The following is a 26,837-nucleotide window of genomic DNA, read 5'->3' as shown; positions in this document are numbered from 1 at the left end:
TACATAGCCAGCCCAACCTACTCCGGACGCCATTCCGGTGGCAGGAGTTGTACATACGGGCGCTGAAGGAATCGATCATCGACCAGCATTAGCAGCCCTCGATCCTGTTCGGTACGAATCAGACGTCCTCCTGCCTGTAGTACTTTATTCATTCCCGGATACACATAGGCATAATTGTAGCCGCTGTGTCCTCCCTTGCTAAAATGCTCACGGATCATCTCGCGTTCCGGTCCAAGCTGCGGCAGCCCGACACCAACGATAATGACGCCGGTCAGGCGGTCCCCTGCCAGATCGACCCCTTCACTGAAAATACCGCCCATCACCGCGAATCCGGTCAGGGTCCGCTGGTTATCACTCTGAAAAGCATTCAAAAACCGGTCGCGCTCTTCTTCTGCCATATTGGACTGCTGAATCAGCACATCCGTATCGGCACCAAGGGTCTCGAATACGCTAACCACATCCTGCATATACTGATACGACGGGAAAAAGGCCAGATAATTCCCCGGGCGTTTGTTGACCAGATCAGCCAGCAGGCGGGCAAGCTCATCGCGGGTCTTTTCCCTGTCCCGATAGCGTGTCGAGAGTGGAACAATCTGAACCTCCAGCTGTTCCCGTGAAAATGGGGATGGAATCGAGATATTGTAATCCTCTTCATCCGCACCCAGCATATCCCGGTAATATCCGATCGGAGACAGGGTAGCAGAGAAATGGATCACCGAGCGGTATCCTTTGGCAGTCTGATGCAGCTGCAGGGACGGATCAATACAGAACATCCGCAGCAGCACATTGCTGCCATCCATCTCGGCATACGTAATATGACTCTCCATATCGTAGATTCGTCCAATGCGCAGAAAAGCCTGCACGGCGAAATACGTCTCCAGCAGCTGATCTGTATCTCCGCCGCTGTTCCCCTGTTCCAATAGTGTTACTTCGGCGCGAATCGTAAACTCTTCCAGCAGCTTGAAAATCTCTTCCGGTGCTTCCCTGCTCTGGATAAAATTCTTCTCTCCCATCTGCTTACGCAGGCGGATAAAATACGCATTGACTGCACTGGCAATCTTGGACAGCGATTCCGCAGAATGCTGGTAATCCCTTTTCAGATCGAGAAAGTCCGACTTGTTGAGTGCTGCCGAGAACATACTGCGTCCGCGGTCAACCAGATTGTGTGCCTCATCGACGAGCAGTACCGTGCTTTTGCGCTGATCGTCGGTAACACGCTTGAGCGATACCCTCGGGTCAAATACATAGTTGTAGTCACAGATAACTGCATCCGAAGCATAGGATGCGTCCAGCGAAAGTTCAAACGGACAAACGGTATGCTTGCGTGCATACTGTTCGATAATTTCCCGTGTCATCATCGTCTCGTGGGTCAGCATATCCAGAATGGCTCCATTGATCCGGTCATAATAACCGTCGGTATACGCGCAGTTCTCCCGTCCCTTGATTCCATCTGCCGTACAGAAGCAGACTTTGTCCTTGGCGGTGATCGTCACTCCGTGCAGATGCAGTCCGTTCGTCTGCATTCGCAGCAACGCATCCTCCGCATTGGCACGGGTAACTGTCTTGGCGGTAATATACATGAGGCGCTCGGCGCGTTCACTGCCAATACTCTTGATCGCTGGGAACAGCGTCGAGATCGTCTTGCCTGTTCCTGTCGGCGCTTCGGCGAACAGATTTACCTGCTCGCCGATTGTCTTGTAGACCGCTCCGGCAAACTGCCGCTGCCCGGAACGATAACCCGAAAAGGGAAAAGCCAGCTCTTCAATGCTTGCATTGCGTCTGCGTCGGTGCTCAGCCAGCATCTCGGCGTAGGGTGCATACTGTGCGATCGTATCCATGGTAAAGTCGACCAGCTGCTGACGTGTACGTATACGCTCCAGACGGGTCTCCTTGCCGCTGCTTTTGTGTACATAGGTGAGCTGGATGCGTACCTGCTCCAATTCCCGGTCCTGAGCCAGCATATAGCCGTACATCTGCGCCTGTGCCCAGTGCACCTCCCGGCCATCGCCGATATCTTCGGCCGAGATCGAGGTGGACTTGATCTCGTCAATGGTCAGAAGTCCATTTTCATCCACCCATAATCCGTCACAGCGTCCCTCGATCCGGAACAGCAGGTCATGATAGGGAATCTCGGTTTTGAGATGGACTTCCTTTTCCCCATGCTCTGCGTATCCTTGCTGAATCTGCTTGTGAATCCTTGTGCCTTCCTGCATCGACTGGGCGACCCGGAAGCCGGATTCGATACTGCCTGTACGATATACGTACTCGACCAGCGGACGAACAGGAATGTCGATGATTGTTGTCATGTTGGTGTCTTCCTTTCGCGATGCCTGCTTGATATCCATACATCTATAGGTTGGTTCCGAATGTCTTGTCGTCGATCCTCACTATGATAGTGTTGTACCCTTTATTATCTCATACAACGTCAATACAATCTGTTCGCAGGCATTGGATGCACTTGGCCATGATTCGTATATGCCAGACAAGTCAGCCTATTCGTCTATTGCTTGCCCTTTGACTATCTGCTGTTCGACCATACTATTGGTTTCTTATATAATAGCAAAAGATGGATAATATGGAATTTCGCTTATCTGTTTCGTTAAGCCTGCAAACAACATCCTAATCTGCTGTCGGCTGGCTGTTTATTGGGGCAGAATGTAGCAAATCATACGGAATACCGTCTGCCATCCATATACAATTGTAAGCACCACTTCAAGAATGTAAGCGTAATCTTATTTAAACAGAATGCATTTTGATGTATACCATAGCATCAGAATCCCGCTCTATCACCGGTGAATTCAGGAAAGGATGAAGACAGAAGCATGCTGCGACTTCGATTAAAGTTCTTGCTGCAAAATAAACAGACACGGCTCATTCTGCTGCTGACTCTCTGCCTGTCACTGCTTATTACCGCTATTGGATTGTTCTCCTACTCCCGCTATCGGCAGGAGCTGGACAGTGAGCTGAATACGCCCAATATCGAGCTGCTGCAGATCAATCTTGATGTCACCAATCGTGCGTTCCGCGAATCGGACAACAAGGCAGTGGATGCTTCCTTTCAGCCTGACGTACTGAAGTATATCAGGCAAGGTGCCAACGCCGATCCTGCGCTTGTCTCCAGGGTACAGCAGTATCTGCATACGGTATCCGCCGGGCACGAGATTCAGTCTATCGATATTATCCGGTTCCATGATCAGAGCGTAATTTCCAGTACATCCGGCTATCACAACTGGCAAAAGGCTCCTGACCGTACATGGACCGGCTGGATTGAACAGATACATAACAAGCCGCTGCTGATCGAGCGCCGCTGGCAGGGCACCAATCCAGCACAGGGAGAGACCGAACTATTGTCACTTGCCCGTCCTGTCCTTACGGATAATCAGGTAACCGGCGCTGTATTGATCAATCTGGATTATGACCGCTTTTTCTCCAATTTCTATATTCATCTCTCCAGTTCCCAATATGTCTATGATCTGGATGGCAGGCTGATCTATCCCAAGCTGGATCGTTCGGTACCTGCAGCCGGTATGCAGCAGGTGCTGGATGAGCTGGGTGTACAGCCATATGCCTATGTACAACTGAATGGACAGAGCTATATGGCGAATCAGACTTTCTCGGATGTGACCGGCTGGCGGCTCGTCTCCCTTGTTCCAACCGAACAGCTGCTCAAAAATGTAAAGCTGGCCCGCAATATGATGCTGCTGCTCTCGCTGATCTCGATCCTGATCGGCTGCGCTGCCATGTACTCGTACAGCTATGCGGCATTTCGCCCGCTGCGACGAATCAATCGACTGCTGCATCCCGAAGACCCGGACAGCCGGCAGTCCCTGTATGATCTGGAACCGGTCATCGGCAAGCTGGTCGGCGACTTTCACAGCAAGGCACTGGTCGCCGAACGCAGCCTGCCCGAACTGCAGATCAAATATGTACAGGATGTGCTGCATCGCAGTATCGGTCCACAGGAAATGAACAGCAAATGGAAGCAGTATTTTCAGGATTGGCAGCCAGGACCATCCGTCATTGTGATTATCTCTATCGACCGCTATGATATCTGGTCTGCCACTTATTCTGAATCCGACCGGATGCTGTTAAAGTATGCGCTGCACAATATGATGGCCGAGATTCTGGAACCCTATTGGCGAACCACAGGAATTACCGGCGAACAGGATCGACTGATCTGGATGCTACAGTCCCGTCTGGCACAGGACTATGAAGAGCGACGCATGCAACTGCACCAGGATCTACAGCGCATGATGACAATCGCCAGTGAGCATTTGCGATTGTCCCTGTCTGCCGGAATAGGCGAAGAAATGATTCAGGTCTCCGAGGCCCCCTTTTCCCACCAGCAGGCAGACGCTGCATTATCCTGGCGGCTGTATCATGGATACGGGCGGATTCATGAATCGGATTATCCCTCCGATACGAATGCCCGCACGTCACAAAATGAACCGCTATTGCCGGATGATCAATGGCGGCGGGAGCTGCTGCAATGTGTGGAGCAAGGAGACGCAGATACCGCACTGGTCTGGCTGCATCGCTGGTGTGAAGCTGCCCGGGAGCATGAATCGTCTCCATCCACGATCTGCCTGCTGATTCACAGGTCGCTGGAACAACTGATCGAGCTGACTGTCCAGCAGCATCTGTCTCTCCCGCCAGAGATGGTCAACTACCATCAGCAGCTGCTGTCTACGATGAATCTGGCTGATATGGAGCAGCTGCTCACCCAGACGATCACGCATCTGACTGGTCAAATGGATATCCGGCGTGATTCCCGGGAACATCTGCTGGTCGAGAGTATCAAGCAGTACATGCTGGAACATCTGAGCGACAATATCGGTCTGCCGGATGTAGCGGAACATGTACAGCTGAGCGTGTCCTCTGTCAGTATGCTATTCAAGGAACAGACCGGCAGTACGATCTATGATTATCTCACCCGATTGCGGCTGGACAGAGCCTGTGAACTGCTACGACACAGTCATTTGAAAATAGCCGATATCGCCGCCCAGGTCGGTTACCAGAACGAAAACAGCTTTATCCGTACTTTTCGCAAGCACAAATCTGTCACTCCGGGCAAATACCGTGAGCAGGGTTAAATGCCTGCTTGCCGTACATACCAACAAGCTTTCTATTCACGAAAATGGGCTGCCGATACACCATATGCAGATCTGCCAGAACCTATGCAGATTCGCCAAAGCCTTGCTACTCCAAGGTTTTTGCAGATCATAACGAGAATTAACCGATAGATGATCCATCTCCCCGTGCGCTAGACTGAACGTGTAACAGACAGCACGATCTCAATCGCACATACGGAGGTGAGCAACCAATTCTGCATACAGGTTCTATCGATACGGATCAGGCCGATTCCGTACTTTACGATACGAACCTGCAGCGAAGAGAGGGAGTTTACCGTGACTACTGACAATCACAGATGGCACCGCTGGAAAATGTACAGCAGCGCTGCTGCCGGATTGATCCTTGTTGTTGGACTGGTTACCTTTTTTACAGGACATTGGTCTTCTGTCCCCTTCTATACCAAATCAGCTGCCGATTATCCGGCTAAGCCGATTACGCTGGTTGTCCCTTATGCAGCCGGTGGAGGTACGGATATTACGGCACGTGCACTGGTTGAAGCTTCCCAACCGTATCTCAGTCAACCGATTACAGTCGTAAACCGAACCGGCGGTGGCGGCTCGATCGGTCTAATGGAAGGTGCCAATGCCCAGCCAGACGGATATACGGTTACGTATCTGGTCGCCGAATTGACAACACTGCCGCATATGGGCCTTTTGCCGATTACGTATGAGCAGTTCAAGCCAATTATCCAGACCAATTATGATCCGTCTGCCATTACCGTAAGGGCGGATGCACCGTGGCAGACCGCGGATGAATTTCTCAGTTATGCCCGGACCCATCCCGGTGAAGTGAAGATGGGCAATGCCGGTACAGGCAGTATCTGGCATCTGGCTGCCGCTTCGCTGGAGCAGGCTACCCATGTCACGTTCTCCCATATTCCATATGAGGGAGCGGGACCTGCGGTATCTGCGTTAATGAGTGGATTTGTCGATGCGGTGCCGGTCAGTCCGGCCGAAGTCAAAACCTATGTCGATCAGGGCAAGCTGCGTGTACTTGCCATTAATGGCAGCGAACGTTCCCAGGCACTGCCGGATGTACCTACCCTTCAGGAAGCAACCGGGTATGCAGTGAATTTTAGTGGAACCTGGCGCGGACTCGCTGTTCCGGAAGATACCCCCGACGAGATTGTTCAAATACTTGCCGATGCCTTCACCAGAGGCGCCGAACAGCAGGAATTCAGGCAGACGATGGCAGATCATGGATTGGGACTGCTGATTCGTGACAGTGATGGCTTCCGCCAGCAGCTGCAGCAGAGTCATGATCTGTACGCCAAGCTAATTCCCGAACTCGGTCTCAGCCGAAAATGAAAACGCTTCAGTGACAGGCTGGCAATCACGAGAGGATTGGATATTGATGAATATCAAAAAGACAATGGATAAAATACCGGGCGGCATGATGTTGGTACCGCTGTTTATCGGAGCATTGGTACATACTTTTGCTCCTGATTCAGGAGAATACTTTGGCTCATTTACCAAAGGACTGATGACCGGTACCGTACCAATTCTGGCCGTGTGGTTCTTCTGTATGGGTGCCTCGATTGATGTACGTGCTACCGGAACCGTGCTGCGCAAGTCCGGTACCCTCGTACTGACCAAGATTGCGGTCGCCTGGGTCGTTGCCATGATTGCTGCCCAGTTCCTGCCAGCCGGAGGCGTGCAGACCGGATTCTTTGCCGGATTGTCTGTACTCGCTCTGATTGCCGCGATGGATATGACCAACGGCGGTCTGTACGCTTCCATCATGCAGCAGTATGGCAGCAAGGAAGAAGCCGGAGCATTTGTACTGATGTCGCTTGAATCTGGTCCTCTCGTCACGATGCTGATTCTCGGCAGTACTGGACTGGCCGTGTTTGAACCGCATGCTTTTGTCGGTGCTGTACTTCCATTTCTAGTCGGCTTCCTGCTTGGTAATCTGGATCATGATTTGCGCAGCTATTTTGGCAAAGCGACTCAGACCCTTATCCCGTTTTTCGGATTTGCCCTGGGATGTACGATTGATCTGGGTGTGATCGTACAGACCGGTATGCTCGGTATTCTGCTGGGTATCGCTGTTATTATTATCACTGGTATTCCACTCATTCTCGCTGACCGGTTTATCGGTGGAGGTAATGGTACTGCAGGTCTCGCCGCTTCTAGTACAGCCGGCGCAGCAGTCGCCAACCCGGTGATCGTCGCCAGCATGAAGCCCGAATTTCTCCCGGCTGCACAGTCAGCTACTGCGCTCGTCGCCGCTTCGGTGATCGTCACGTCGATTCTCGTTCCGATCTTGACCGCTTACTGGTCCAAGCATATGAACAAGAAACGTCAGAATACTGAGTCGATCTCTGCTGCAGAACAGGATAGGGAGATGAAGCTGCGGAGCGCCAAGGGAAATATTTGATTAGTTCTTATAACAACGAATTAATGAATTTATGTTTCAAAGACGCCAATTTTACCAACAATCTGCAAAAAGCATGGTATAAATAACCTGTAAATCCGTGAGGAATATTTATCCCCTCCTTACCTAATCAAAGAAAAAAGACTGTTCACCTTTATCAGGAACAGTCTTTTTTGAATTCATTATCGAACATCCTATCCGTTCAATTCATAACGTACAGAAATAACGAAGGCTGTATTTTTAAGCTATTTACAAATCAACGTTTTACCGGAATCGTGAAATTCAGCTCCGGCAGATAGACTCTTTTATCTGTTTTGCTATCTCCATAATAAGGCTTGAACTTGACGGTGCTTGCTCCTTTGGAAATCTCTCCGCTCATCAGGGACACGGTGTAATGAATCGTTTTGCCGTCTGCGTCCAGCTCGCCGCCGCCGATGCTTTTCCATGTTTTGCCTTTGCTATCGATCGCTTCAAAGCCCAACCATTGATCGTTGCTGCCTTTTGGCTGATAGGCAGAAGACCATTCGGTGCTGATCAGCATTGGAGAATAATTCACCTGTTCCAATGTAAGATTATGCTGTTTGGATGTTTTGCTTTTGCCATAGTCTACTGTAGTTCCTTTGCCAAGCTGCTCTGCCTTGATCGTATAATCAAAAGCCTGCGGCTTCTCCATGCTGCCGGTAGCCAGGCGGATATGCAGTTCTTCTCCGGCAGACAGCGAATCCAGCGAAAGGGTACCTGTCTCGAATACAGCGGTCTTCAGTACCGGACTCGCCAATGTCATCACTTCATTCAATAGGTTACCATCCTTGTACGTAACACTTTCCAGCCAGGTCTGCTCCAGCGTCTTGAGGGAATCGGCTTTGTATTCGATATGCAGATGACCATCTATCAGCACAGCACGTGTAATGATTAACGTCTGATTGCCATGGGTTACGCTCTGGTTGATCACAGGTGCAGCAGCGAGCAATTTCGCCTGGCTCTGATTCTGATTGCTCGAAGATTGCGCCTTGATCGCAACCGGATGCTGTACGGGAGCAGCCTTGGCCTGCATGATATATCCGGAGCTGAGTGTCACGCCGCCTACCATGGCTGCTGCAGCCAATCCCCATGCACCGCGTTTCAGAATGTCTTTCCATGTGTTGTCCGTTGTATTGTTATTCATTATTAGTTCCTCCTGTATGGTTGTTTTTGTGATGTTACAACCGTTAGAGCATCTTCCCCTGCCAAAGGTTACCGGATACATCACATTCTTTTTGAATAGCGAGGCCTTGGCCAACAAAAAAGCCGATCCCGAAGGATCGACCTGATCATCATTTGGTTATTCGCAGAACGAACGATATCTCTCTACTGGGTAGCCGGAATGGTAAAATTCAGCTCTGGCAGCTGCTTTCTCTGTCCTGCAGCAGCATCATCGTAATACGGCTTGATCGTGATCGTACGGGCAGAAGGTGTAATCTCTCCATCCATAAAGGACACCATGTACTGAATCCGGTCACCCTGCTCGTTTATCTCGCCTCCACCGATACTTTTCCATGTATGTCCCTGGTCATCTTCCGCTTCAAAGCCCAGCCACTGGTCATTGTTCGCTTCCGGACGATAAGCCGATGACAATTCAACACTGACCATCAGCGGAGTATATAATACCTTGTCCAGTGTCAGCGTATGGCCTGTCGACTTGGCAGAATGAGTCTCTCCCACCTGCAGTACCTTGCCCTGACCCATCTGCTTGGCAGGAACACGGAAAATAAAGCTATGCGCATCCTTGGGATCGGCTGAAGTCTTCACACCAGCACCCGCCGTACTGAGATGCAGCTCAATCGATGCATTGTCAGGAAGGGGGTTCGGGATATTTACAGCCTTGGCTTCAAACACACCGGTCTGTTTGACCGGGTTGCCCAGCGTCATTACACTATTGGCATGCTCACGGCCTTCATAACGAATCGATTCCAGGGAGATCTTCTCCAGTACGTCCAGCCGGTTCGCCTTGTACTCAATCTGCATATCTCCGTCAATCAGCGCAGCTCTGGTCAGGGTAATCGACTCGCTGCCATGAGTGATCGTCTGGTTAATCTCCGGAGCTACTGCAGCCGGATTAGGTGTCGGTATATTCTGCTCCGGATCTGTCGGTGCATGATCCGGCTGTATCCAGCTGCCCAGTACCGGTACATTGCTGAGCGACCAGCCGGTGCTGCCACTCCAGCCGGAGGCGAAGATCAGCACCGCTGCCGCTGCTCCGATACCTGAGTACCACCAACGGTTCGCTGTCGTACGGCTGCCTCCGCGCTTGCTGCGCAGACGCTCGTCTGTATTCTGTATACGATCTGCCGAATGATCTACCTGATTCTCCAGGGTGCTATCCATCATCTGTGCAGGTACTTCTGTTGTTGTCTGCTCCGGCTGTACTGCCGGCATATCCATACCCTGTATCCGGGCATACGTCTGTTCCAGCCGAGTACGGGATTGATCACTCAGCGGACGATCCTGTTTCTGCTTTTCTGTATTCAGCATACGATCCAGCTCATCTGGTCTCATATTGGTGTCCCCTTCCCGGCTCATCGCTGAGCCAGTCCATTAATGTCTTGCGTGCCCGGTGCAATCGGGTCTTGACTGCTTCTGCCGACAGATCCAGCACATCTGCAATTTGCTGGATCGGCATATCCTGAAAATAATGCATCGCAATTACCAGCCGCTGCGGTTCAGGCAACTGATGCACCGCCTGCTGCATATCGATTCTCTCGTATTCATCCGTCCGTGCAGGCAGACTGCTCCATTCATCCGTCACGACGACGCGGGCACCTTTGCGGGCGATATTATGACATTCATTGATCAGAATTCGGAAAATCCAGGTCTGGAAATAGTCCACTTCGCGCAGGGTGTGGATATTGCGAAATGCCTTGAGCATCGTCTCCTGTACAGCATCATCGCATTCATCATCGCTTCTCAGCATCGATCGTGCCATCCGGTACAGCGGCCTTTCCATATCACGCATCAGCTGGATAAACGCATCCTTCTCCCCAGCACGGGCAGCGAGTATGTCTTCCTTACGGGTATATTTCATCTCGGCGATCCTCTCTCGATCTGCTCTTCACCGATTTCTCTCGAAGATCCGGTGCAGGCAAGATTTCTTTACGGTAGTCTGCTCCAAAGGCAGCTTGAATATCCGTTAGACTGCCTACCCGGATGAAAGGTTACCGATCTAAAAACATCATTTTTCTCAACTGGGTTGCTTCTATATTAGTAGAAGATACTTTCGTCAGCTGTTCGTGTACGCTATCGTCCAGAATGCTTTTTCAGATTCATTTCGCATCGTTAGTATTGTACTGGAGATCACCAGTATAGCCTCGTGGAGCAAGCAGCAAAAGAACACCCGATCCTATCTGTAACAGAAAAAAGCTGCACCTGTACAGGCACAGCTTTTCCACTTGTACATTTATATTCAATTTTATGCATATCCTATAATTAATCCGCTTGTTCTTTTATCTCGTCTCCATCATCTCACGCGTAAATCGCAGCCACTCTCTGGCGGCAAATGACAGATACCGCTCCCGATGCCAGATAATACCCAGATGCCATGGAATAGCCGGTTCTACGTTCGGAATAATACGGATATTGCGCTGGTTGATCTGATTGCAGATCGTCTCCGGCAGCAGTGCTACACCGAGTCCCGCTCCGACCATCTCGCTGATCAGATCCCACTGGGAACTCTCATAAATGATCCGCGGATGAAATCCAACCCGTATGCATGCTTCAATAATACGCCCATGCAGCGTAAAATCCTCACGGAAAATAATAAAAAAGTCCTCGGCCAGCTCACTCATCTGCACTTCACTACGTTCGGCCAGAGGATGATTATTCGGCACGATCAGATTCAGTTTCTCCTCGGTAAAGGAGAAATATTCCAGCACATTCTCCGTGACCGGCAGCACGGTTACTCCGATATCGAGCGATCCGTTGACCACATCACTCTCTACCTTTTTACCGCCGTCTTCGAACAGCTGGATCGTCACATTCGGATAGATCTGGTGAAAACGACCAATGATCTGCGGGAAAAAGCGCGATCCGATCATCGGCGGCAGACCGATGCGCAGATGACCACTCTCCAGATTACGCAGGTCATCCAGCTGCGAAGACAGGCTATGAAATGACTTTACGATATTCTGGGCCTGCTGCTCGATGACTTTGCCTGCATCAGTCAGTTCTACAGAGCGTCCCACCCGGTTGAATAGCGGTGCTCCCAACTCTTCTTCCAGAGAACGGATCGTCTTGCTGATGGTAGGCTGGGTGATGAACAGCGCTTCCGCTGCCTTGGTAAAGCTTTTCAGCCGGGCGACTTCGATAAAATACTGCAAATGACGAATATCCATGCACACGCCTCCTATAGCCAAATGGAATACATTTCATGCCATATATGAATTTTACCTATGAAAGAAAGAGATGTAAACTTTCATATATACGAAAGTTATATATGAAAATGTTACAAATGAAAGAAGGATCTCTTCTATGAAAAATATAGGAAAAGGCATATTGCAGGTTGCTGCTTTGATGGCCTTCTCCGAGCTGCTTAACCGGCTCGCAGACTGGCTGCACTTGCCGGTTCCCGGCAGCATTATCGGTATCGCGCTGCTGTTTATCCTGCTGCAATCCGGAGTCGTCAAAGTGGAATGGATCGACCTGGGAGCCAGCTGGCTGCTCGCCGAGCTGCTATTGTTCTTTATCCCGTCTGCGGTAGGTGTGATGAATTACATACCGATGCTAGAGCAGGACGGCGTCCGCATTATTGCTATTGTCATCTGTAGTACGATTCTCGTTATGGTCAGCTCGGGACTGCTGGCCGCACTCATGTCCAAACGAAAGGAGCGTCACGCGAAATGAATTCCATCTTGTTCCTGCTTGCTACATTAATTGTATACATGGGAGCCAAAAAGCTGTATCGTCGTTTTCCCCGGGTGTATCTGTCCCCACTGCTGACGACTCCGCTCGTACTGGTCATTGTTCTGCTGAGCATGCATGTTCCTTATACTCACTATAACGAAGGCGGACAATGGCTGTCTCGTCTGCTGCAGCCGGCTACCATCGCTTTTGCAGTGCCACTATACAAAAATCTCAAAACCTTGCGCAAGCATGCGGTCGAGATTGTCGCCAGCGTACTGTTCGGCTCGATTGTGGCTGTCAGTTCCTCGGCGCTGCTGGCCCGGTTGATGCATCTGAATCATGACCTGATGGGCAGTATTATCCCGCGCTCCATTACTACACCGATTGCGATGAACGTATCACAAGCGATCGGAGGCGTACCGACCATTACGGCGATCTTCGTTATTATTACCGGCCTGATCGGCAGTATGATCGGACCTTATATCGTTAAATGGCTGCGAATCGAGGGCGAGATTGCCCGTGGCATTCTGTTCGGAACCGCCGCTCACGGTACAGGAACTTCCAAGGCATTTGAATTGAGTTCGCTGACCGGTACCATTTCCAGTATTTCGATGATATTGTCTGCTTTATTTACACTTGCTGCTACACCAATACTCGCGTTAATTATGCTGCCCTGAACAAGGGCAGCTTTTTTGTATATTACATACATAATAGATTGCCGAATCGCTTGATACCTAAGATTTAACATTCTTATTATACATAATTATGTATTTTTATACTAAAAGAGTTAAATTAAGTTTCTGAGCTACAGTTGTTATTTATGTCCATAATTAGCAAATAAGAATTGAAATTATTAGGAGATAATGCCGAAAACATCGAAAATCCCTCATTTTTCCTCCTTATTCAAACGTATATATTCGGACTTTTTCGGTTATATTTATATATAGAAATTTGCCAAAGATGAATTTGATGCTAATATTGTTGTATATTTATATAAAGGATCTGACAGTCTGATTCTATTACATCCAAACTGAACAAGCGGAGGACCTTTATTATGAAAAAAACCGGCATGGTACGCCAATTAGACAGTCTGGGAAGAATTGTGATTCCCAAAGAAATCCGGGACACGATGGAAATTGGCATCAGTGATCCCATGGAATTTTTTATTACCGAAAAAGAAATTATTTTCCGCAAGCACAAAGGCATCCAGTGCATCTTCTGCGGCAGCTTTGATGACCTTGTCTATTACAAGGATCAGTTCATCTGCGGCAGCTGTGCCGGACAAATGGGCGACGAATCTATGCATACGCCGCTGAGCGAGATGACCGAGTCTCCGGCAGCCCAGCGCAACCTTCATTCCTCCCTGCGCAAATCCCGTAATAAACGCGGAGAAATGATGACCAAAGTCGAATCTGCCATGCAGGAACATCCAGGTGCTACCCAGAATGAACTGGCCCGTATCCTCGGTATCTCACAGAGCCGTGTCTGCCAGATTCAAAAAGAACTGCGTGCCGGACATCATCACGAACTCTGATGATCCGGCTCCTGTCGGCTACCTCACTTCGGCAAAAAACGGATTGAAAAGCGTCAACCTTCTCTGATCGATATCAAAGAGGGTTGACGCTTTTGCATGAATATGAGAATTCGATTTCGGCATAGCTAAATCGCTAACTGATATTTCATACTGATTTCACCATTTTTCGGCATCGTGTTCTACTGTTTGACCCAGTATTCGCTGCCATCTTCCTTACGATCCATATACCCGTATTCGATCAGATAGCGACGCAGTGTAACATAATCCGGGTAAGCCTGCTCCAGCAGTTCATTGACCTGCTTTTCCGTATAGATGGTTCCCGGCTCAAAGCGCTGCATCAGATGGCGCATAATCACTATTTTGCGTTTTTCCCGGCGCGGGAATTCGGACAACGGACCGTCCGGTCCTTCCGGAAAATACTGTTTGAGCAACAATTCATTCTCCTGCTCGGTGATCGCATACCGCTCATCCAGCATTGTCGCTGTCCGGTGAATCGGTATAAAAGGCGATGGTTCCTGCTGCTGCTGTTCCAGTAGTTCCATGACTGCCAGAAATACACGAGCCTGCTTGGCTTTTTCCCGCAAGGCGAATCGATGATTGCGGATCGTCGACTTGCTGCCGCCTGCTTTGGCTACAATTTCGGTATCACTTTTTCCTTCGTAGAAGTCCTGCACCAGACTGCTCTGCAGCTCGGTCAGACCGGTCCACTTTTTGTCCAGGGTCAGGAGATAGTGGAACATCGATCCATGCTGTCGCCGAATATGCATCTGCATGTACCGCTCGGCTTCGTAGAATGATCCATCCTCCGCATAGATCTGCCCTTTCTCATATATCTCACCATCAATCAGGCAAACAAATCCGCCAAACGGTCCTGCTTGCGGGTCTTCAATATATCCTTTTTTGAGTTCCTCCAGCGAAGCTTCCCAGAAGCGCTCCGACAACTCTCCGGTCTTGTTCACTTTATTCATTATATTATTCCTTTCCTGTCTCTCTATCACATATCCTCTATACTTCAAACAAACTATTCATATATCTATTTATGTCTTAGACATTATATAAATAGATATAATCTTATTCAATCTATAATCGTAGATTGCCGATGAGCCATTTCCTTTATAGAAGGTGAACCCATACCAGAGCAGGGCAAGCTATGACTTTTCAGGACAATGTGCAGTAAGGAATCAGGCTGCCTTGCTCTGTTGATCCGAGCGTTTTGGCAGAACCAACGGGAACAGAACAAGTGCCCCGGCGATGATCAATCCACCGCTGAACATGTATACTGCCATTAATGATAATGACTCTTTAAAATAACCGGAAATCAACATACCGACTACCATCGTGCCCATAAAGACCGGCATCATCGCACCGGACACCCGTCCAATAAATGCTACAGCGGTATTGCGTACGATCAGCGTCTGAATACCACCCTGGATGCAGGGATAAAATAAACCGCTAATAATCAACAGTACAAAGGTCAGCACCATCTGCCTGGAAGCTCCAATGCCTGCGGTACAGACCGCACTGATCAGTAGGCCCGTAATGAGCATCAGATGCGGCTGTAGCTTCTTCGCGAGACCTGTAATGATAATTCCACCTATTAGCATCGCTGCACCATTCGCCATCAGGAACCACTGCAAAAAGGACTTATCCAGATGTAACTGCTCAATCACGAGGAAGATCTGCAGCGGCTGTGTCAGTCCCGAAGCCATGCCGACCGCTGCAAAAGTCAGACTCAACGTCCGCAGTGAGGGATTGGAGCGGATATAATGCAATCCTTCTTTCAATTCTTCCCGGAACTTGCGACCTGCTGAGCGCTGTGTCTCTTCCTCATCTACCGGAAGCCCCAACAAAATACAAAAGGAGCCAAAAAACAGGATAGCCGTCACGATCAGTGTCACCTGAATACCGAACTGGATAAAAATAAACGTACCTGCAGCCGGGCCTAGAATCGTAAATATGGCAATCAGCGACTGTGACAACGACATCACGGATTGTAGCTGCTCTTCGGGTACATGCCGCTTATACAGCTTGGTCGCGGAAGGCTGGGATAATTGGGAGAGACTGGCTGATATGAATGAGCCAGCGAGAAGCGCGATCCATCCTCCTTTTAGAACCAGCAGCAGTACAGCTATGACAGACATAGCAGACAACAGATCACTCCAGATCATTGTTCGTCTGGGCTGCCAGCGGTCTGCCAACGTACCCCCAATCAGGGCAAACAGAAAGATCGGTGCAAATTCAGCGACGGAAATCAGTGATACATAAACGGGATTGTTGTGTGTCCATTCGGTTACATATAGCAGTACCCCATAATTGCGAATCCATATGCCAAGCTGCAGTAGCACTCTGGATAAAATAATTGTACGAACATAACGATTGCTCCACATCTTAGTGTCCCAACTCCTCCAGCAGCCGTGAGAGAATTCGCAAGCGCTCCCCAATAATATGCGCATCATCTTCAAGCACCTGTTGAAAAGTCTGTATATTCTGCTCAATATTTTCACAACCTGCAGCAAATCCTACAGACAATGCAGCCCCCTGCAAAGGGATACGGTCAAACACTGGGTGCTCGGGATCATACAATTTCTCCTGTCTATAAGCTTCCTGAACATAATCAATCGATCGGCATAGCAGAATGGTTGCATCCAAAATCCGGTGAATTGGCCATTCGGATTCTGAAAGATCCCCTTGCCCTGCTGCCCTACTACCTACCTTTGCTCTAATCTCCAACCTGCCATCTTGCTGCATAGTGTGCAGCCCAAGCGACAGCTCACTTGCCTCCTGCTGACAGGCTCGCTGTCATCCACCTGTGTGTAATCTGCTGCTTCCATTACCGGTTGGTAGCTTAAATGAGTCGTACGGTCCATTCGTTTCTCCTTTCTTCCTGTCGGGAAAATCATTTTTTTAAGATTATTTCGTTTTTGTCTGCTTATTACATAGATAATATAATATATGTTTATTTATAAATCAAACAATTTATTGATTTGTCTATTCAATCAATAGATAAAAGCAAAAAAAATCCCCGATCACAGCAGAACAACTCTGTGATCGGGGATTGGACTTTTATATAGTTTTTGATCAGGACGTGTGTACCGATGAACTTGATACACGCTTGGCAGCTCCGGACGGTCTGGACAGCGAGTACAATGCGCAGCAGAACGACAATACGACAATCGCTGCACCGACCCAAGCATTCATCGTTACCGAACCGGTATTCTTGATCACGATTCCGCCAAAGGCTGAACCGACTGCAATACCGATTTGCAGGGCTGAGAAGTTAAAGCTCTGCTGGATATCGGCAGTTTCCGGTGCATTCTGGATCAGATAACTCTGTTGTGCCGGTGACAGTGCCCAGCTGAGTGCCCCCCAGACAAACAGGACAACCGGGAAGATCCAGATGAACTTGGCTGACATCGGCAGCACGAACATCGCTAGTGCAAACACGCCGATTACGATCAGTATCGTCTTGGTACTACCCAGACGGTCAGACATCACACCACCGATCATACCGCCGCTTACCGCAGCCAGACCGAAGACAAAGTAGACCACGCTGATCCAGTACGCATTCAGATGCATTGTGCTTTCCAGGAATGGAGTCAGATACGCATACATGGTGTAATGACCTGCCAGCAGCAGGAGCGTAACCAGATGCGCGCTGAGTACTTTACTATTTTTAAGGGAAGCGAACTGTGCCTTGAGCGGCATGATTTCTTCTACCGGAATATGGTCAAGGAACATATAGATTACGACCATTGCTACCAGAGTCAGCAGCGCGATTACCAGGAACAAAATGCGCCATCCGAGTGCTTCTTCAACCAGTACGCCGAGAGGTACGCCCAGCACGATCGAGGAGCTGATCCCCATCGAAATAATACCGATGACACGCGCGCGGAATTCCGGCGCAACGACTTTGACCGCAATCGTCAGAGACAGGGTCACGATCAGTGAACCGCTCGCTGCTGTCAGCATACGGGACAAGAACAATACTTCATAGTTGGGACTCCAGAAGGCAATCAGACTGCCAATAGTGAAGATCAACATGGACCAGAGATAGAGGGATTTGCGCTCCACTTTGGAAGTGAAGGCCAACAGGGTAGGTCCGGCAATCGCGTAGACCAGTGCATAGATGGTGATCAGCTGTCCTGCAGTGCCGATCGACACGTTCAGGTCATTCGCAATCTCCGGCAGCACACCGCCGATGATGAGTTCAATCAGGCCGACCGTAAAGGTGGCAATAGTGAGGATAAATACTTTGAAATTCAAGCCGTCTCTCTCCTTTGTGTAATAGTAGGTTGGCTGTCCGGCAGATGAATGCCGCTGCAGCAGCAACGAACGAAAACACTGGAACAGTGCGGAGCCGCAACAAAAAAATCCTGATTACAACAGGATACGCGGGCTGCGCATCATCTTGTAATCAGGATTGTTCGGTTCCTGGTAGAGACCCTCAAACCATATTATTGAGGTTATACAATGATGTATCATCATTTATTCCAGTCGTCATTCGGTTGTACATGTGTAGATGCACGTATGCATCAACGTTATATACATTAGCAGATTGAAAATGGTATTTCAACAGGGTTTTCGGTAAAATTAAAAATAATTATGCTGTGTGTGCAGTAAGGGTTACTCATGGCTGCAAACAGAATGATGTGAATAAGCATCATCCACTTCGGCAAGGAATAAGGACACGTCCTCCGGTGGAGCCCAGAAATCTACGAATAGGGAGAAGATGTAGATTCCCGGACTCCAATGTCGTCCTTTGCCCTTATTTCCTTGCCTGCGTTCCGTATGTGGGATATAGGCTTTTCTGGGTTTGAATATTATGATTTCATATGTGTTATTTTCACCACATATGTTTTTAACCAAATATAAACAGCATAATTTATTCACGATTGATTTATAGTAATAATTTTGGATTTGGAGTGATGATATTGAACCTGCACCTGATTGTCGATACAGCTTATTTTCTTTTGGCCGCTTTTATGCTTGGAGCACTTGTCTACCGGATCAGGCAAGATGATCGCAGGATGTTTATTCGCGAGGGGAGTTTATTCCTGTTTCTGATCGTTGTATTAAGTTCGGTCGTGGAAGTTCCGGTTTCCGTCAGATTAATAACCTGCGGAATATTGCTGCTTGCCTTGCTATACGGCTCTTTATTTATGAAAAAAAGCCACTAGACCAGCTGTCAACGTTACGATTGTGCATTTTCATCATGAAAATGTGCAATCCATCTTGACGGTCACTATTATACGTTATATGCTACGTTATGAAACCGTAACCAAAATATTAACGACCGTACATCGGCGTGTTACCAGCAATGGGCATGAGCCAAGCAGCGGACGATACAGGATACGTCTATCGTATTCCCGTGTCTCCTTGTCTTGGCTCTTTTTTGCGTATTTGCGAACGTTCCGTCCCCTATTTAGCGGTTACACGAAAAAAAGTCAGGCTGCTGTGCTCTTCTGTCTTTTCGGATGCCACTTGTCGTGTTATTCTGCAAGCAAGAGGTGATTATCGGAATGAACAGAGACCATCGGATTTTACGTGTGGAGCGCGTGGTCGGCAACAATATCGTGATGGCCTGCGATGAGGTGAAAGGCACCGAATATGTACTGCTTGGCAAAGGACTTGGCTTCGCCGCCAAAAACCTGCAGGAGCTGAGCACGACGGATGAACGGATCGAGAAGCGGTTTCGGCTGGAAGACCGGGAGCAGATGATGAATCATCCGACCTTTTTCGAGGATATGGATGCACTCGTCATGGATGTCTCCGACCGGATCATCCAGTTGATCGGACAAAGTTTTCCAGAGAAGCTGAATGAAAAGATTTATCTTGCTCTACCCAGTCATATCCAGTTCACAGTGTACCGGATACGACATAGTATTGAGATTGTGAATCCATTTCTGCAGGAGACGCAGGTTTGTTTTCCACAGGAATACGAAGTGGCACTTCAGGCACTGCAGATGATTCGTGAGACGTTCGGACTCGATATCCCCGAGGATGAGGCCGGTTTTCTGACGTATCATATTCATTCGGCGGTGACCCACGTTCCTGTGGGACAGCTGGTTAAAATGTCCTCTCTGCTCGGCAAGCTGCAGCAGATGATCGAAGAGGAACGGCAGATGACATTCAGACAGGGCAGCATGAGTCAGGTTCGCCTGATGATCCACCTGCGCTTTGCCCTGGAGCGGATTGTACAGGGATCGCTCGTAGACAACCCGCTGATCCAGCATATTCGTGACCAGTATGCCGACGAGTACCAACTGGCTTCACGGATGAAGGTAGTCATGGAACAGGAACTACAAATGTCGGTACCCGAAGATGAAGTCTGTTTCCTGACCATGCATCTGTATCGTCTGTTCCGCACGCACAAGCCAGACAGCTGAACTCGCTGCTGTTTTCGCCACTTTACTATGGACCTGCCGGTACCGTACATCGATCTGATATGGGTGTACGGTAAGAACAGGTTTCACACTCGCTGATCCTTCACATGAAAATAATTTTCATGAATTATGATCGGTATCGATACTTCTGTTGTATAACACCACTTACGAAAATGAATGACGGGTTAATCAAATGAATAATCCAAAGGGGGATTACCATGCTACAATTTTTGCAAAAAATCGGTCGCTCATTGATGCTTCCGGTAGCTACACTGCCTGCTGCTGCGATTCTGCGCGGTTTTGGCTTGATCAACTATGAGACGGATATTCCGCTTGGCTCTGCAGTAGGCGGTTTTATGAACCATTATATCGGTCCGCTGCTGACTGCAGGTGCTGGTGCTATTTTTGACAATCTGGCACTGATCTTCGCTGTCGGTATTGCGATCGGGATGGCCCGCGATGCGGTCGCTGCTCTCTCTGCTGTACTCGGTTATATGATCCTGACAGCAATCCTCAAGGAAATTCCGGGGATTATGGGGTACATACCCGACGATGTGAAACTGAATATGGGCGTGCTTGGCGGTATCCTCGTCGGTCTGTGGGCAGCTTATATGTATAACCGTTTCCACAATATCAAGATGCCGGATTGGCTCGGATTCTTCTCGGGTAAACGTTTTGTTCCAATGATTACGGCAGCTACCACCATTATACTGGCGTCCCTGATCGGGATGATCTGGAGTCCGATCCAGGATGCAATTTCTGCTTTTGGTATGTGGGTAGTGAGTCTGGGCGGATTCGGTGCCTTTGTCTTCGGTACCGCCAACCGTCTGCTCGTGCCGATCGGTCTGCACCACGTACTGAACTCGATTGCCTGGTTCCAAATCGGAGATTACACCAATGCAGCCGGTGAAGTGGTTCACGGTGACTTGACCCGCTTCTTTGCCGGAGACAAATCGGCAGGTATGTTCATGTCCGGCTTCTTCCCGATCATGATGTTCGCGCTGCCGGGTGCCGCTTTTGCAATTATTCATACAGCACGTCCGGAGAAACGCAAAGCGGTCGCTTCGATCTTTATCAGCGCGGCTGTTGCTTCCTTCCTGACCGGTATTACCGAACCGCTGGAATTCGCCTTTATGTTCACAGCACCGCTGCTGTATGTAGTGCATGCGCTGCTAACCGGTCTGTCCGGTCTGATCATGTACATGCTGAATGTGAAGCTGGGCTTCGGGTTCTCAGCAGGTCTGATTGACTATCTGATCAATATGAAGCTAGCTACCAATCCGCTGCTCATGATTCCGGTAGGTCTGGTGTTTGCTCTTGTATACTATGTACTGTTCCGCTTCCTGATTGTGAAGCTGAACCTCAAAACACCGGGACGTGAAGATGATGATGCTATCAACAGTTCTGCGACTACAGTAGATAAAACTGCCACTGTCCCGGCTGCCGCAGCTGTAACAGCTAGTAACGGAGACAGCAAAGCCGCAATGGTATTAAGTCAACTGGGCGGATCGCCCAATATCGACAGTATCGATGCTTGTATTACTCGCCTGCGACTCGTTGTCAAAGATGATCGTCAGGTAAATGATGCCGAGCTGCGCAAGCTGGGTGCTGCTGGTGTCATGCGACTTGGTCATGGTGCGGTACAGGTCATCTTCGGTACCCAGTCCGAAGCGCTCAAAGATGATATCAAGGATATTATGGATCACAAAGCCTAAATATTCTGTTCATTTGCATATACCACTCCGATTCGTTGAACAGAATGATAAATAGAAACAAACAAAAAACGTACGGTTGCCCTTAACAGCAGCCGTACGTTTTTTGCTTTGTACAGTACCAACACATCGCTGCTTCATGTGCCAACTCCCTGCATTCTCTGTGCATTCTGTATATAATTAAAGGAAATCAGCTCATTTCTTGTTCTGGATGGGTAAATACATATCGTATCTTATACGGAACGGAGGCTGTACATGCATCGTTTTAATGAAGTATTTATTGAAATTCTAATTCTGCTCGCAGTGTCCCTGGCCGTTATTGCTGTTGCACGCAAGCTGCGGCAGCCTGAGTCTATCGCTCTTGTACTGGTAGGGTTGCTGCTTGGTACAGTGAATATTCCGGTACTTGAGGCAGCAGAGACGTATATCACCCAATCTAATGTGTTTCAGGCGATTATTATTTCGCTGTTCCTGCCTGTACTGCTTGGAGATGCTACGCTGAAACTGCCCTTCTCGCATCTGCGCGAACAGTCGCGGCCTGTTATCGCTCTTGCGCTTGGAGGGACCCTGCTGTCATTCCTATTCGTTATGCTGGGCTCCTATTATCTAATCGGCCTTCCTCTGGTTGTCGCATTCACCTTCGCCGCCTTGATGAGTGCAACAGATCCGATCAGTGTCATTTCGATCTTCCGCTCACTGGGTGTCTCCGAGAAAATGGTGACCACCATGGAAGGTGAATCACTACTGAATGACGGGATTGCTGTTGTTCTTTTCCAGATCTCGACTGTATATCTGCTCACTTATATCAGTATGGGCTGGCTCGGTTTTGGCAGTGGTATACTGTTGTTTTTGCAATTTGCCGTAGGTGGTATAGCCGTCGGGGGGATACTTGGATTCCTGTTCTCTCGTCTGATCAAGTATTATGACGATTATCCGCTGGAAATTGCTTTTTCCATGCTGCTGTTCTTCAGCTGTTATTTTATTGGAGAGCATCTGGAAGTATCCGGGGTTATCGCTGTGGTGACTGGCGGACTTGTATTCGGTAATTATGGTAAAAGAATCGGTATGTCTCCAACAACCAGCCAGAATATCAATACATTCTGGGATGTTATTACGCTGATCGCCAACTCCCTGATCTTCTTGATGATCGGTCTGGAAATCCGCAATATCAGCTTTGCCGACAAATGGGGTATTATCGTACTCGCTATTGTCATTGTATTGGTTGCCCGTACGTTGGCACTATTTATCAGCTTGTTCCGGTCAAAAGACTTCTCCACTCCTGCCAAATGGGTACTCAACTGGGGTGGTCTAAAAGGTAGTCTTTCCATTGCACTAGCTCTGAGCCTGCCGCTAGAATTTGAAGGACGGGAGACCATACTCGTACTGACATTCAGCGTCGTCCTGTTCTCGCTGATTATCCAGGGGTTGACGATCAAACCGCTGATTACAAAGCTGGGGCTGATCCCTAATGCCGCTTCTGCTTCAGAACAAGAAAAGCACAATGAACATCATTAATACTATTGAAGCCAGGACGAAAAATCCCCTGTACTCGTTCCAGAGTACGGGGGATTTTTCATATCTACTATCATCCTGCCTGGAACAAAGTGCGCGAGGATTCATAGCTTGTTGATCTACTCTATTATCTATTTAGTGCTCACGGAGCGACCGTTGATTTTGGTTACTTTCCCTTTGACCTCTTCGATCGGGACAAAGCCTGTCATCCGGCTGTCCTGGCTATTGGAACGATTATCTCCGAGAACAAAAAAGCTATGCGGAGCAACACGATTATCTTCTTTGGCACTGGTCGGGAAGTCGTTGATATTATACGTATAGTGCTGATCATGTGCTTGCTGAACTGCTTTTTGAATATAAGGCTCCTGAATGACTTTTCCGTTAATCCACGTTTTGTCGCCTTTCATTTTAACCTTTTCTCCCGGAAGGGCGATGACCCGCTTGACGAATTCTCTGCCCTCGGGTGCCTGATACAGAATCAGATCGCCGCGATGAATTTCATTCTCGGCTGCAGCCGTCACCGTCACACGATCTCCGGTTTTGAGCGTAGGCTGCATGGACGGCCCATCAATCACATAGTTCTGAGGGGATGCCATTTGTAGAAAGGCTGCTATCAACAACCCGCCAATCGTTACGTTCACACTTTTCACTCTCCATTTTCATATCGGATCGACATGTATTGATATGTACATTGAGATGCTATAGATGCTTTGCTGTTTTCTTTGCTGCTATTTAGTATCCAGCAGACCTTACTTTCCAGCTCCATCTTACCAGATAACGGGTAATAAGCAATAAAGCTATTATTCAAAGGAGCGATCAATATGCCCGAGAAATTCAACTACGATATCGACTACTCTACACTGGATCTGCGCGAACATCCCGAGCTGTATCGCGTCGGCAAAGGAGAACAGGGCGTGCTAATGGTCGAACCCTACAAAGGCGAGATTCTACCCCACTGGCGCTTCAAAACACCGGAGATCGCTACGGAATCTTCGGAGAAAATCTATTCCATGTTCCTCGAATACAAGGAAAACAATGATTTTGTCGGCATGGACATGGCACGCAAGTTCCTGCAGATGGGTTATACCCGTGCACGCCGCTACACCAATCACAAAGGTGGCCGCAAGTACGACGAGAATGGCGAGATTCTCCCATACACCAGCGATCCGGTCAAAGCCGAATCTGCGCGCATTTTCAAAGTCAAATGGGATGAAGCCAAACAAGACCCCGACTATATCCGCATGAAAAAAGAGCATCAGCAGAAGTATGGTTAAGACCTTTATATGTATTGCAGACTCAGCTTTTTATGTATTTTTGAAAATTTGTAATTCTTGTGAGTTATTTGACAAGATAGATACACGGTATGTTAACCTTTACTTACAATTTATTTCCATTTCATGAATTATAAATACTATTAAAAACGGTTATGAGATCAATTACTATTAAGGAGAACTATGAATAGTGTATCTACGAGTAAAAAAAAGTATTTTATTTTTCTTTTGATTCTCATTATTGCTGTGGTTGCAATGGTATTCATTGCTGCAAAGTTGAACACGAATACATTGAAAGATACGGATTTATCTAATGTCACGATATACCATATCAAGCCGGGAGAATCGCTAAATCAATTAGAAAAGGATCAATACGGCTCAAGACAGGATTTATTGCCTCAAAAAAATAGCTACCATTTCAAAAACTTCTCAGTCACATATAATGATCAAAAAATTATAACAGCCATTCAGACGACTACAGATGAAGGAAACCAACATTTTGAAATTAACAATACACCCATATCCAATCTGGATAATGCCGTAACGATCCTGGGAGAAAATTACGGAAATACAGAATATGATAGTGAGCAAGGTCTATCCTCCCGAGATTATACTGACCAAAAACATGGAATTCAACTTTCTTTGATTTATAGCAAAAATCAGGGAAACTATAATGCTTTGGTTTGGGTGATTATAAAAAGTATTGATCAACCTCAATAAATTTGTATTTCGTATACATTATCTCTGTAATTCTTGTTGGGTTATAAAGCGGTATGATGAAAGTATGTATGTTTATGTCTCACATCAAAAAGTCATCCTTTTGAAGAACATATCTATGTCTCTTGAGGATGACTTTTTGATTTTTATATTTTATCAATTGTTTGCGTTAATTTTCTTGTATTACAGAATCAGGTGGACGCTTTTTCTTCATAAATGACAACGGACTCACTCACTGGTTCCCACTTCACTGTAGCTCCCAGTGCTTCGCTGATCACGCGTACCGGTACACGGGTGGAGCCGTTTTTCATCATGGGTGCCGCCTGTAAACTTACTGTTTTACCGTTCACTACTGCATTCTTTTTATTTACATACAGCTTGACGGTCTGACCATCCTTTACCACAGTGACCGATTGATCCTTGGCATTCCATGTTACTTTGGCATTCAGTGCTTCCGAGACAACGCGGAAAGGAACCAGAGTCGTTCCATCCTGAACCACAGGCTCTGCATCTGTGTAAGACGTACCGTTGACGAACAGATTCATTGCATCCGGGTCAGCCGCGGTCTGGTCGGATAATTCATCCAGACGCTTGTAGCTGTCAAGATCGGTAACGTCCGATTGGACCACCTGCTCCTGCAGGGCAGCGGCATCGTCTACATTGCCGCTCTCTTCCAGCAGATCAGTGGCTTTTTCCAGTGCTTCTTTGGAGTTCTGGATTTGTTCCAGTTCTGCCTGCATTTCCGGGGTCAGCTGTGTCTCGTATTGGGTGAGCAAGAGATTGGCCAGTACTTGTCCGGCAGGCTTGTCTTTTACATTATTGATGGCATGGAGCAGACCTTTATATCCCTGCTTGCCTTTGCCGCTACCATATACATCGTCGGTTACGCCGGCTGCGCTATCTTCCACTTTATCTTTGGAATGGCCGTTCGCTTTACCGTTGCCATTTCCGTTATTTTGTTTTTCTTTCTTTTGTTTCTCTTTTTCGTTCACCTGCTCCGTGTTCGCTTTGGTATCTTCCGCTGGCGGCTTTGGCTGTACAGTCGGTGCAGGCTCTGTGACCGCGGGTTCTGCGACTGGTGGTTCCACAGCAGGAGCAGCCGGTTCCGATACAGGTTGGCTGCTATCGGTTGGCACTGCAGTTACCGTACTGGTGCTATCTTCCGGCTTCGCCCGATCTTTGGACTTATTCTCGGATTTGGAGCTGGCGGAACTGGATTTGGATGATTTGCCACCTTGATCCGATTTGGCCATAACGGTGCCTGCTGCCATGCTGGTAACGAGCAGACAGGTAAGCAGTACAGTCGTAAATTTCTTCATATATC

The 26,837-nt window shown here is 48.3% G+C and carries 21 protein-coding genes, 1 pseudogene and 1 riboswitch; of the genes and pseudogenes, 11 read left to right on the top strand and 11 right to left on the bottom strand.

The window, feature by feature from the left end:
- Window positions 1-17: 17 nt before the first annotated feature.
- Window positions 18-2,306, bottom strand: a complete 2,289-nt coding sequence (locus WH46_RS16565; RefSeq protein ID WP_046227581.1) for a helicase C-terminal domain-containing protein — start codon at window positions 2,304-2,306, stop codon at window positions 18-20.
- 516 nt (window positions 2,307-2,822) lie between these two features.
- Between WH46_RS16565 and WH46_RS16560 the strand changes: the two genes are divergently transcribed.
- The 3 genes from WH46_RS16560 (at window position 2,823) to kdgT (ending at window position 7,512) form a co-directional block, all read left to right on the top strand.
- Entirely contained in the window at window positions 2,823-5,093 is a 2,271-nt protein-coding gene (locus WH46_RS16560) for an AraC family transcriptional regulator (protein WP_046227580.1), read from the top strand.
- A gap of 351 nt (window positions 5,094-5,444) precedes the next feature.
- Window positions 5,445-6,440: a tripartite tricarboxylate transporter substrate binding protein gene (locus tag WH46_RS16555; protein WP_046227768.1), complete on the top strand. Its 996-nt coding sequence runs from the start codon at window positions 5,445-5,447 to the stop codon at window positions 6,438-6,440.
- 46 nt (window positions 6,441-6,486) lie between these two features.
- A complete protein-coding gene (gene kdgT / locus WH46_RS16550; RefSeq protein ID WP_046227579.1) occupies window positions 6,487-7,512 on the top strand; it encodes a 2-keto-3-deoxygluconate transporter in 1,026 nt (341 codons plus the stop codon).
- Window positions 7,513-7,765: 253 nt separating this feature from the next.
- On the opposite strand, the gene WH46_RS16545 is transcribed toward kdgT, so the two are convergent.
- The 4 genes from WH46_RS16545 to cidR all read right to left on the bottom strand — a co-directional run bounded on the left by WH46_RS16545 (window position 7,766) and on the right by cidR (window position 11,876).
- A complete protein-coding gene (locus WH46_RS16545; protein WP_017811130.1) occupies window positions 7,766-8,674 on the bottom strand; it encodes a DUF5643 domain-containing protein in 909 nt (302 codons plus the stop codon).
- A 182-nt stretch (window positions 8,675-8,856) separates the two neighbouring features.
- Entirely contained in the window at window positions 8,857-10,044 is a 1,188-nt protein-coding gene (locus WH46_RS16540; protein WP_046227578.1) for a DUF5643 domain-containing protein, read from the bottom strand.
- Window positions 10,031-10,570: an RNA polymerase sigma factor gene (locus WH46_RS16535; protein WP_017811132.1), complete on the bottom strand. Its 540-nt coding sequence runs from the start codon at window positions 10,568-10,570 to the stop codon at window positions 10,031-10,033. The genes WH46_RS16540 and WH46_RS16535 overlap by 14 nt, the downstream gene beginning before the upstream one ends.
- A gap of 418 nt (window positions 10,571-10,988) precedes the next feature.
- Window positions 10,989-11,876: a cidABC operon transcriptional activator CidR gene (gene cidR, locus WH46_RS16530; RefSeq protein ID WP_046227577.1), complete on the bottom strand. Its 888-nt coding sequence runs from the start codon at window positions 11,874-11,876 to the stop codon at window positions 10,989-10,991.
- Between the two features lie 136 nt (window positions 11,877-12,012).
- Between cidR and WH46_RS16525 the strand changes: the two genes are divergently transcribed.
- From WH46_RS16525 to WH46_RS16515, 3 genes are all read left to right on the top strand, one after another.
- Window positions 12,013-12,384, top strand: coding sequence for a CidA/LrgA family protein (locus WH46_RS16525; protein WP_046227576.1), 372 nt, complete (start codon window positions 12,013-12,015; stop codon window positions 12,382-12,384).
- The gene (locus WH46_RS16520; RefSeq protein ID WP_046227575.1) at window positions 12,381-13,061 is read left to right on the top strand and encodes a CidB/LrgB family autolysis modulator; all 681 of its coding nucleotides are present in this window, start codon (window positions 12,381-12,383) and stop codon (window positions 13,059-13,061) included. The genes WH46_RS16525 and WH46_RS16520 overlap by 4 nt, the downstream gene beginning before the upstream one ends.
- Window positions 13,062-13,438: 377 nt before the next feature.
- Window positions 13,439-13,918: an AbrB/MazE/SpoVT family DNA-binding domain-containing protein gene (locus WH46_RS16515; protein WP_017811136.1), complete on the top strand. Its 480-nt coding sequence runs from the start codon at window positions 13,439-13,441 to the stop codon at window positions 13,916-13,918.
- 179 nt (window positions 13,919-14,097) lie between these two features.
- On the opposite strand, the gene WH46_RS16510 is transcribed toward WH46_RS16515, so the two are convergent.
- From WH46_RS16510 to WH46_RS16495, 4 genes and pseudogenes are all read right to left on the bottom strand, one after another.
- Window positions 14,098-14,886 carry a DUF2087 domain-containing protein gene (locus tag WH46_RS16510; protein ID WP_046227574.1) on the bottom strand — a complete coding sequence of 263 codons (789 nt, stop codon included), beginning with the start codon at window positions 14,884-14,886 and terminating at the stop codon, window positions 14,098-14,100.
- Between the two features lie 213 nt (window positions 14,887-15,099).
- Window positions 15,100-16,305, bottom strand: coding sequence for an MFS transporter (locus tag WH46_RS16505; protein ID WP_046227573.1), 1,206 nt, complete (start codon window positions 16,303-16,305; stop codon window positions 15,100-15,102).
- Window position 16,306: 1 nt separating this feature from the next.
- Window positions 16,307-16,702, bottom strand: a pseudogene (locus tag WH46_RS16500) (DUF6530 family protein); the annotation flags it as partial.
- 294 nt (window positions 16,703-16,996) lie between these two features.
- A complete protein-coding gene (locus tag WH46_RS16495; protein WP_046227572.1) occupies window positions 16,997-18,181 on the bottom strand; it encodes an MFS transporter in 1,185 nt (394 codons plus the stop codon).
- A gap of 128 nt (window positions 18,182-18,309) precedes the next feature.
- A riboswitch (purine riboswitch) is annotated at window positions 18,310-18,409 on the bottom strand.
- A 1,028-nt stretch (window positions 18,410-19,437) separates the two neighbouring features.
- Between WH46_RS16495 and WH46_RS16485 the strand changes: the two genes are divergently transcribed.
- The 3 genes from WH46_RS16485 to WH46_RS16475 all read left to right on the top strand — a co-directional run bounded on the left by WH46_RS16485 (window position 19,438) and on the right by WH46_RS16475 (window position 23,528).
- Window positions 19,438-20,304 (top strand): PRD domain-containing protein, encoded by an 867-nt coding sequence (locus tag WH46_RS16485; RefSeq protein ID WP_046227570.1) that lies wholly within the window; start codon window positions 19,438-19,440, stop codon window positions 20,302-20,304.
- Between the two features lie 215 nt (window positions 20,305-20,519).
- Window positions 20,520-22,016 (top strand): N-acetylglucosamine-specific PTS transporter subunit IIBC, encoded by a 1,497-nt coding sequence (gene nagE, locus WH46_RS16480; protein ID WP_046227569.1) that lies wholly within the window; start codon window positions 20,520-20,522, stop codon window positions 22,014-22,016.
- A 252-nt stretch (window positions 22,017-22,268) separates the two neighbouring features.
- Window positions 22,269-23,528, top strand: coding sequence for a cation:proton antiporter (locus WH46_RS16475; RefSeq protein WP_046227568.1), 1,260 nt, complete (start codon window positions 22,269-22,271; stop codon window positions 23,526-23,528).
- A 128-nt stretch (window positions 23,529-23,656) separates the two neighbouring features.
- On the opposite strand, the gene lepB is transcribed toward WH46_RS16475, so the two are convergent.
- Window positions 23,657-24,166: a signal peptidase I gene (gene lepB, locus WH46_RS16470; RefSeq protein ID WP_052714266.1), complete on the bottom strand. Its 510-nt coding sequence runs from the start codon at window positions 24,164-24,166 to the stop codon at window positions 23,657-23,659.
- A 180-nt stretch (window positions 24,167-24,346) separates the two neighbouring features.
- On the opposite strand from lepB, the gene WH46_RS16465 reads away from it, so the two are divergent.
- Complete coding sequence (locus WH46_RS16465) at window positions 24,347-24,799, top strand: DUF4385 domain-containing protein (RefSeq protein ID WP_046227567.1); 453 nt, start codon at window positions 24,347-24,349, stop codon at window positions 24,797-24,799.
- Window positions 24,800-24,979: 180 nt separating this feature from the next.
- Window positions 24,980-25,516, top strand: coding sequence for a hypothetical protein (locus WH46_RS16460; RefSeq protein WP_046227566.1), 537 nt, complete (start codon window positions 24,980-24,982; stop codon window positions 25,514-25,516).
- 188 nt (window positions 25,517-25,704) lie between these two features.
- On the opposite strand, the gene WH46_RS16455 is transcribed toward WH46_RS16460, so the two are convergent.
- Window positions 25,705-26,832: a copper amine oxidase N-terminal domain-containing protein gene (locus WH46_RS16455; RefSeq protein ID WP_046227565.1), complete on the bottom strand. Its 1,128-nt coding sequence runs from the start codon at window positions 26,830-26,832 to the stop codon at window positions 25,705-25,707.
- Window positions 26,833-26,837 lie beyond the last annotated feature (5 nt).

Source organism: Paenibacillus dauci (assembly GCF_000971985.1).
Lineage (GTDB): Bacteria > Bacillota > Bacilli > Paenibacillales > Paenibacillaceae > Saccharibacillus > Saccharibacillus dauci.
This window is presented reverse-complemented; position numbering and strand designations above follow the sequence as displayed.

Bases quoted from the DNA above. Each gene is read 5' to 3' on its own strand.
- WH46_RS16565 (WP_046227581.1), bottom strand. From the start codon at position 2,306: ATGACAACAATCATCGACATTCCTGTTCGTCCGCTGGTCGAGTACGTA.
- WH46_RS16560 (WP_046227580.1), top strand. From the start codon at position 2,823: ATGCTGCGACTTCGATTAAAGTTCTTGCTGCAAAATAAACAGACACGG.
- WH46_RS16555 (WP_046227768.1), top strand. From the start codon at position 5,445: ATGTACAGCAGCGCTGCTGCCGGATTGATCCTTGTTGTTGGACTGGTT.
- kdgT (WP_046227579.1), top strand. From the start codon at position 6,487: ATGAATATCAAAAAGACAATGGATAAAATACCGGGCGGCATGATGTTG.
- WH46_RS16545 (WP_017811130.1), bottom strand. From the start codon at position 8,674: ATGAATAACAATACAACGGACAACACATGGAAAGACATTCTGAAACGC.
- WH46_RS16540 (WP_046227578.1), bottom strand. From the start codon at position 10,044: ATGAGACCAGATGAGCTGGATCGTATGCTGAATACAGAAAAGCAGAAA.
- WH46_RS16535 (WP_017811132.1), bottom strand. From the start codon at position 10,570: ATGAAATATACCCGTAAGGAAGACATACTCGCTGCCCGTGCTGGGGAG.
- cidR (WP_046227577.1), bottom strand. From the start codon at position 11,876: ATGGATATTCGTCATTTGCAGTATTTTATCGAAGTCGCCCGGCTGAAA.
- WH46_RS16525 (WP_046227576.1), top strand. From the start codon at position 12,013: ATGAAAAATATAGGAAAAGGCATATTGCAGGTTGCTGCTTTGATGGCC.
- WH46_RS16520 (WP_046227575.1), top strand. From the start codon at position 12,381: ATGAATTCCATCTTGTTCCTGCTTGCTACATTAATTGTATACATGGGA.
- WH46_RS16515 (WP_017811136.1), top strand. From the start codon at position 13,439: ATGAAAAAAACCGGCATGGTACGCCAATTAGACAGTCTGGGAAGAATT.
- WH46_RS16510 (WP_046227574.1), bottom strand. From the start codon at position 14,886: ATGAATAAAGTGAACAAGACCGGAGAGTTGTCGGAGCGCTTCTGGGAA.
- WH46_RS16505 (WP_046227573.1), bottom strand. From the start codon at position 16,305: ATGTGGAGCAATCGTTATGTTCGTACAATTATTTTATCCAGAGTGCTA.
- WH46_RS16485 (WP_046227570.1), top strand. From the start codon at position 19,438: ATGAACAGAGACCATCGGATTTTACGTGTGGAGCGCGTGGTCGGCAAC.
- nagE (WP_046227569.1), top strand. From the start codon at position 20,520: ATGCTACAATTTTTGCAAAAAATCGGTCGCTCATTGATGCTTCCGGTA.
- WH46_RS16475 (WP_046227568.1), top strand. From the start codon at position 22,269: ATGCATCGTTTTAATGAAGTATTTATTGAAATTCTAATTCTGCTCGCA.
- WH46_RS16465 (WP_046227567.1), top strand. From the start codon at position 24,347: ATGCCCGAGAAATTCAACTACGATATCGACTACTCTACACTGGATCTG.
- WH46_RS16460 (WP_046227566.1), top strand. From the start codon at position 24,980: ATGAATAGTGTATCTACGAGTAAAAAAAAGTATTTTATTTTTCTTTTG.
- WH46_RS16455 (WP_046227565.1), bottom strand. From the start codon at position 26,832: ATGAAGAAATTTACGACTGTACTGCTTACCTGTCTGCTCGTTACCAGC.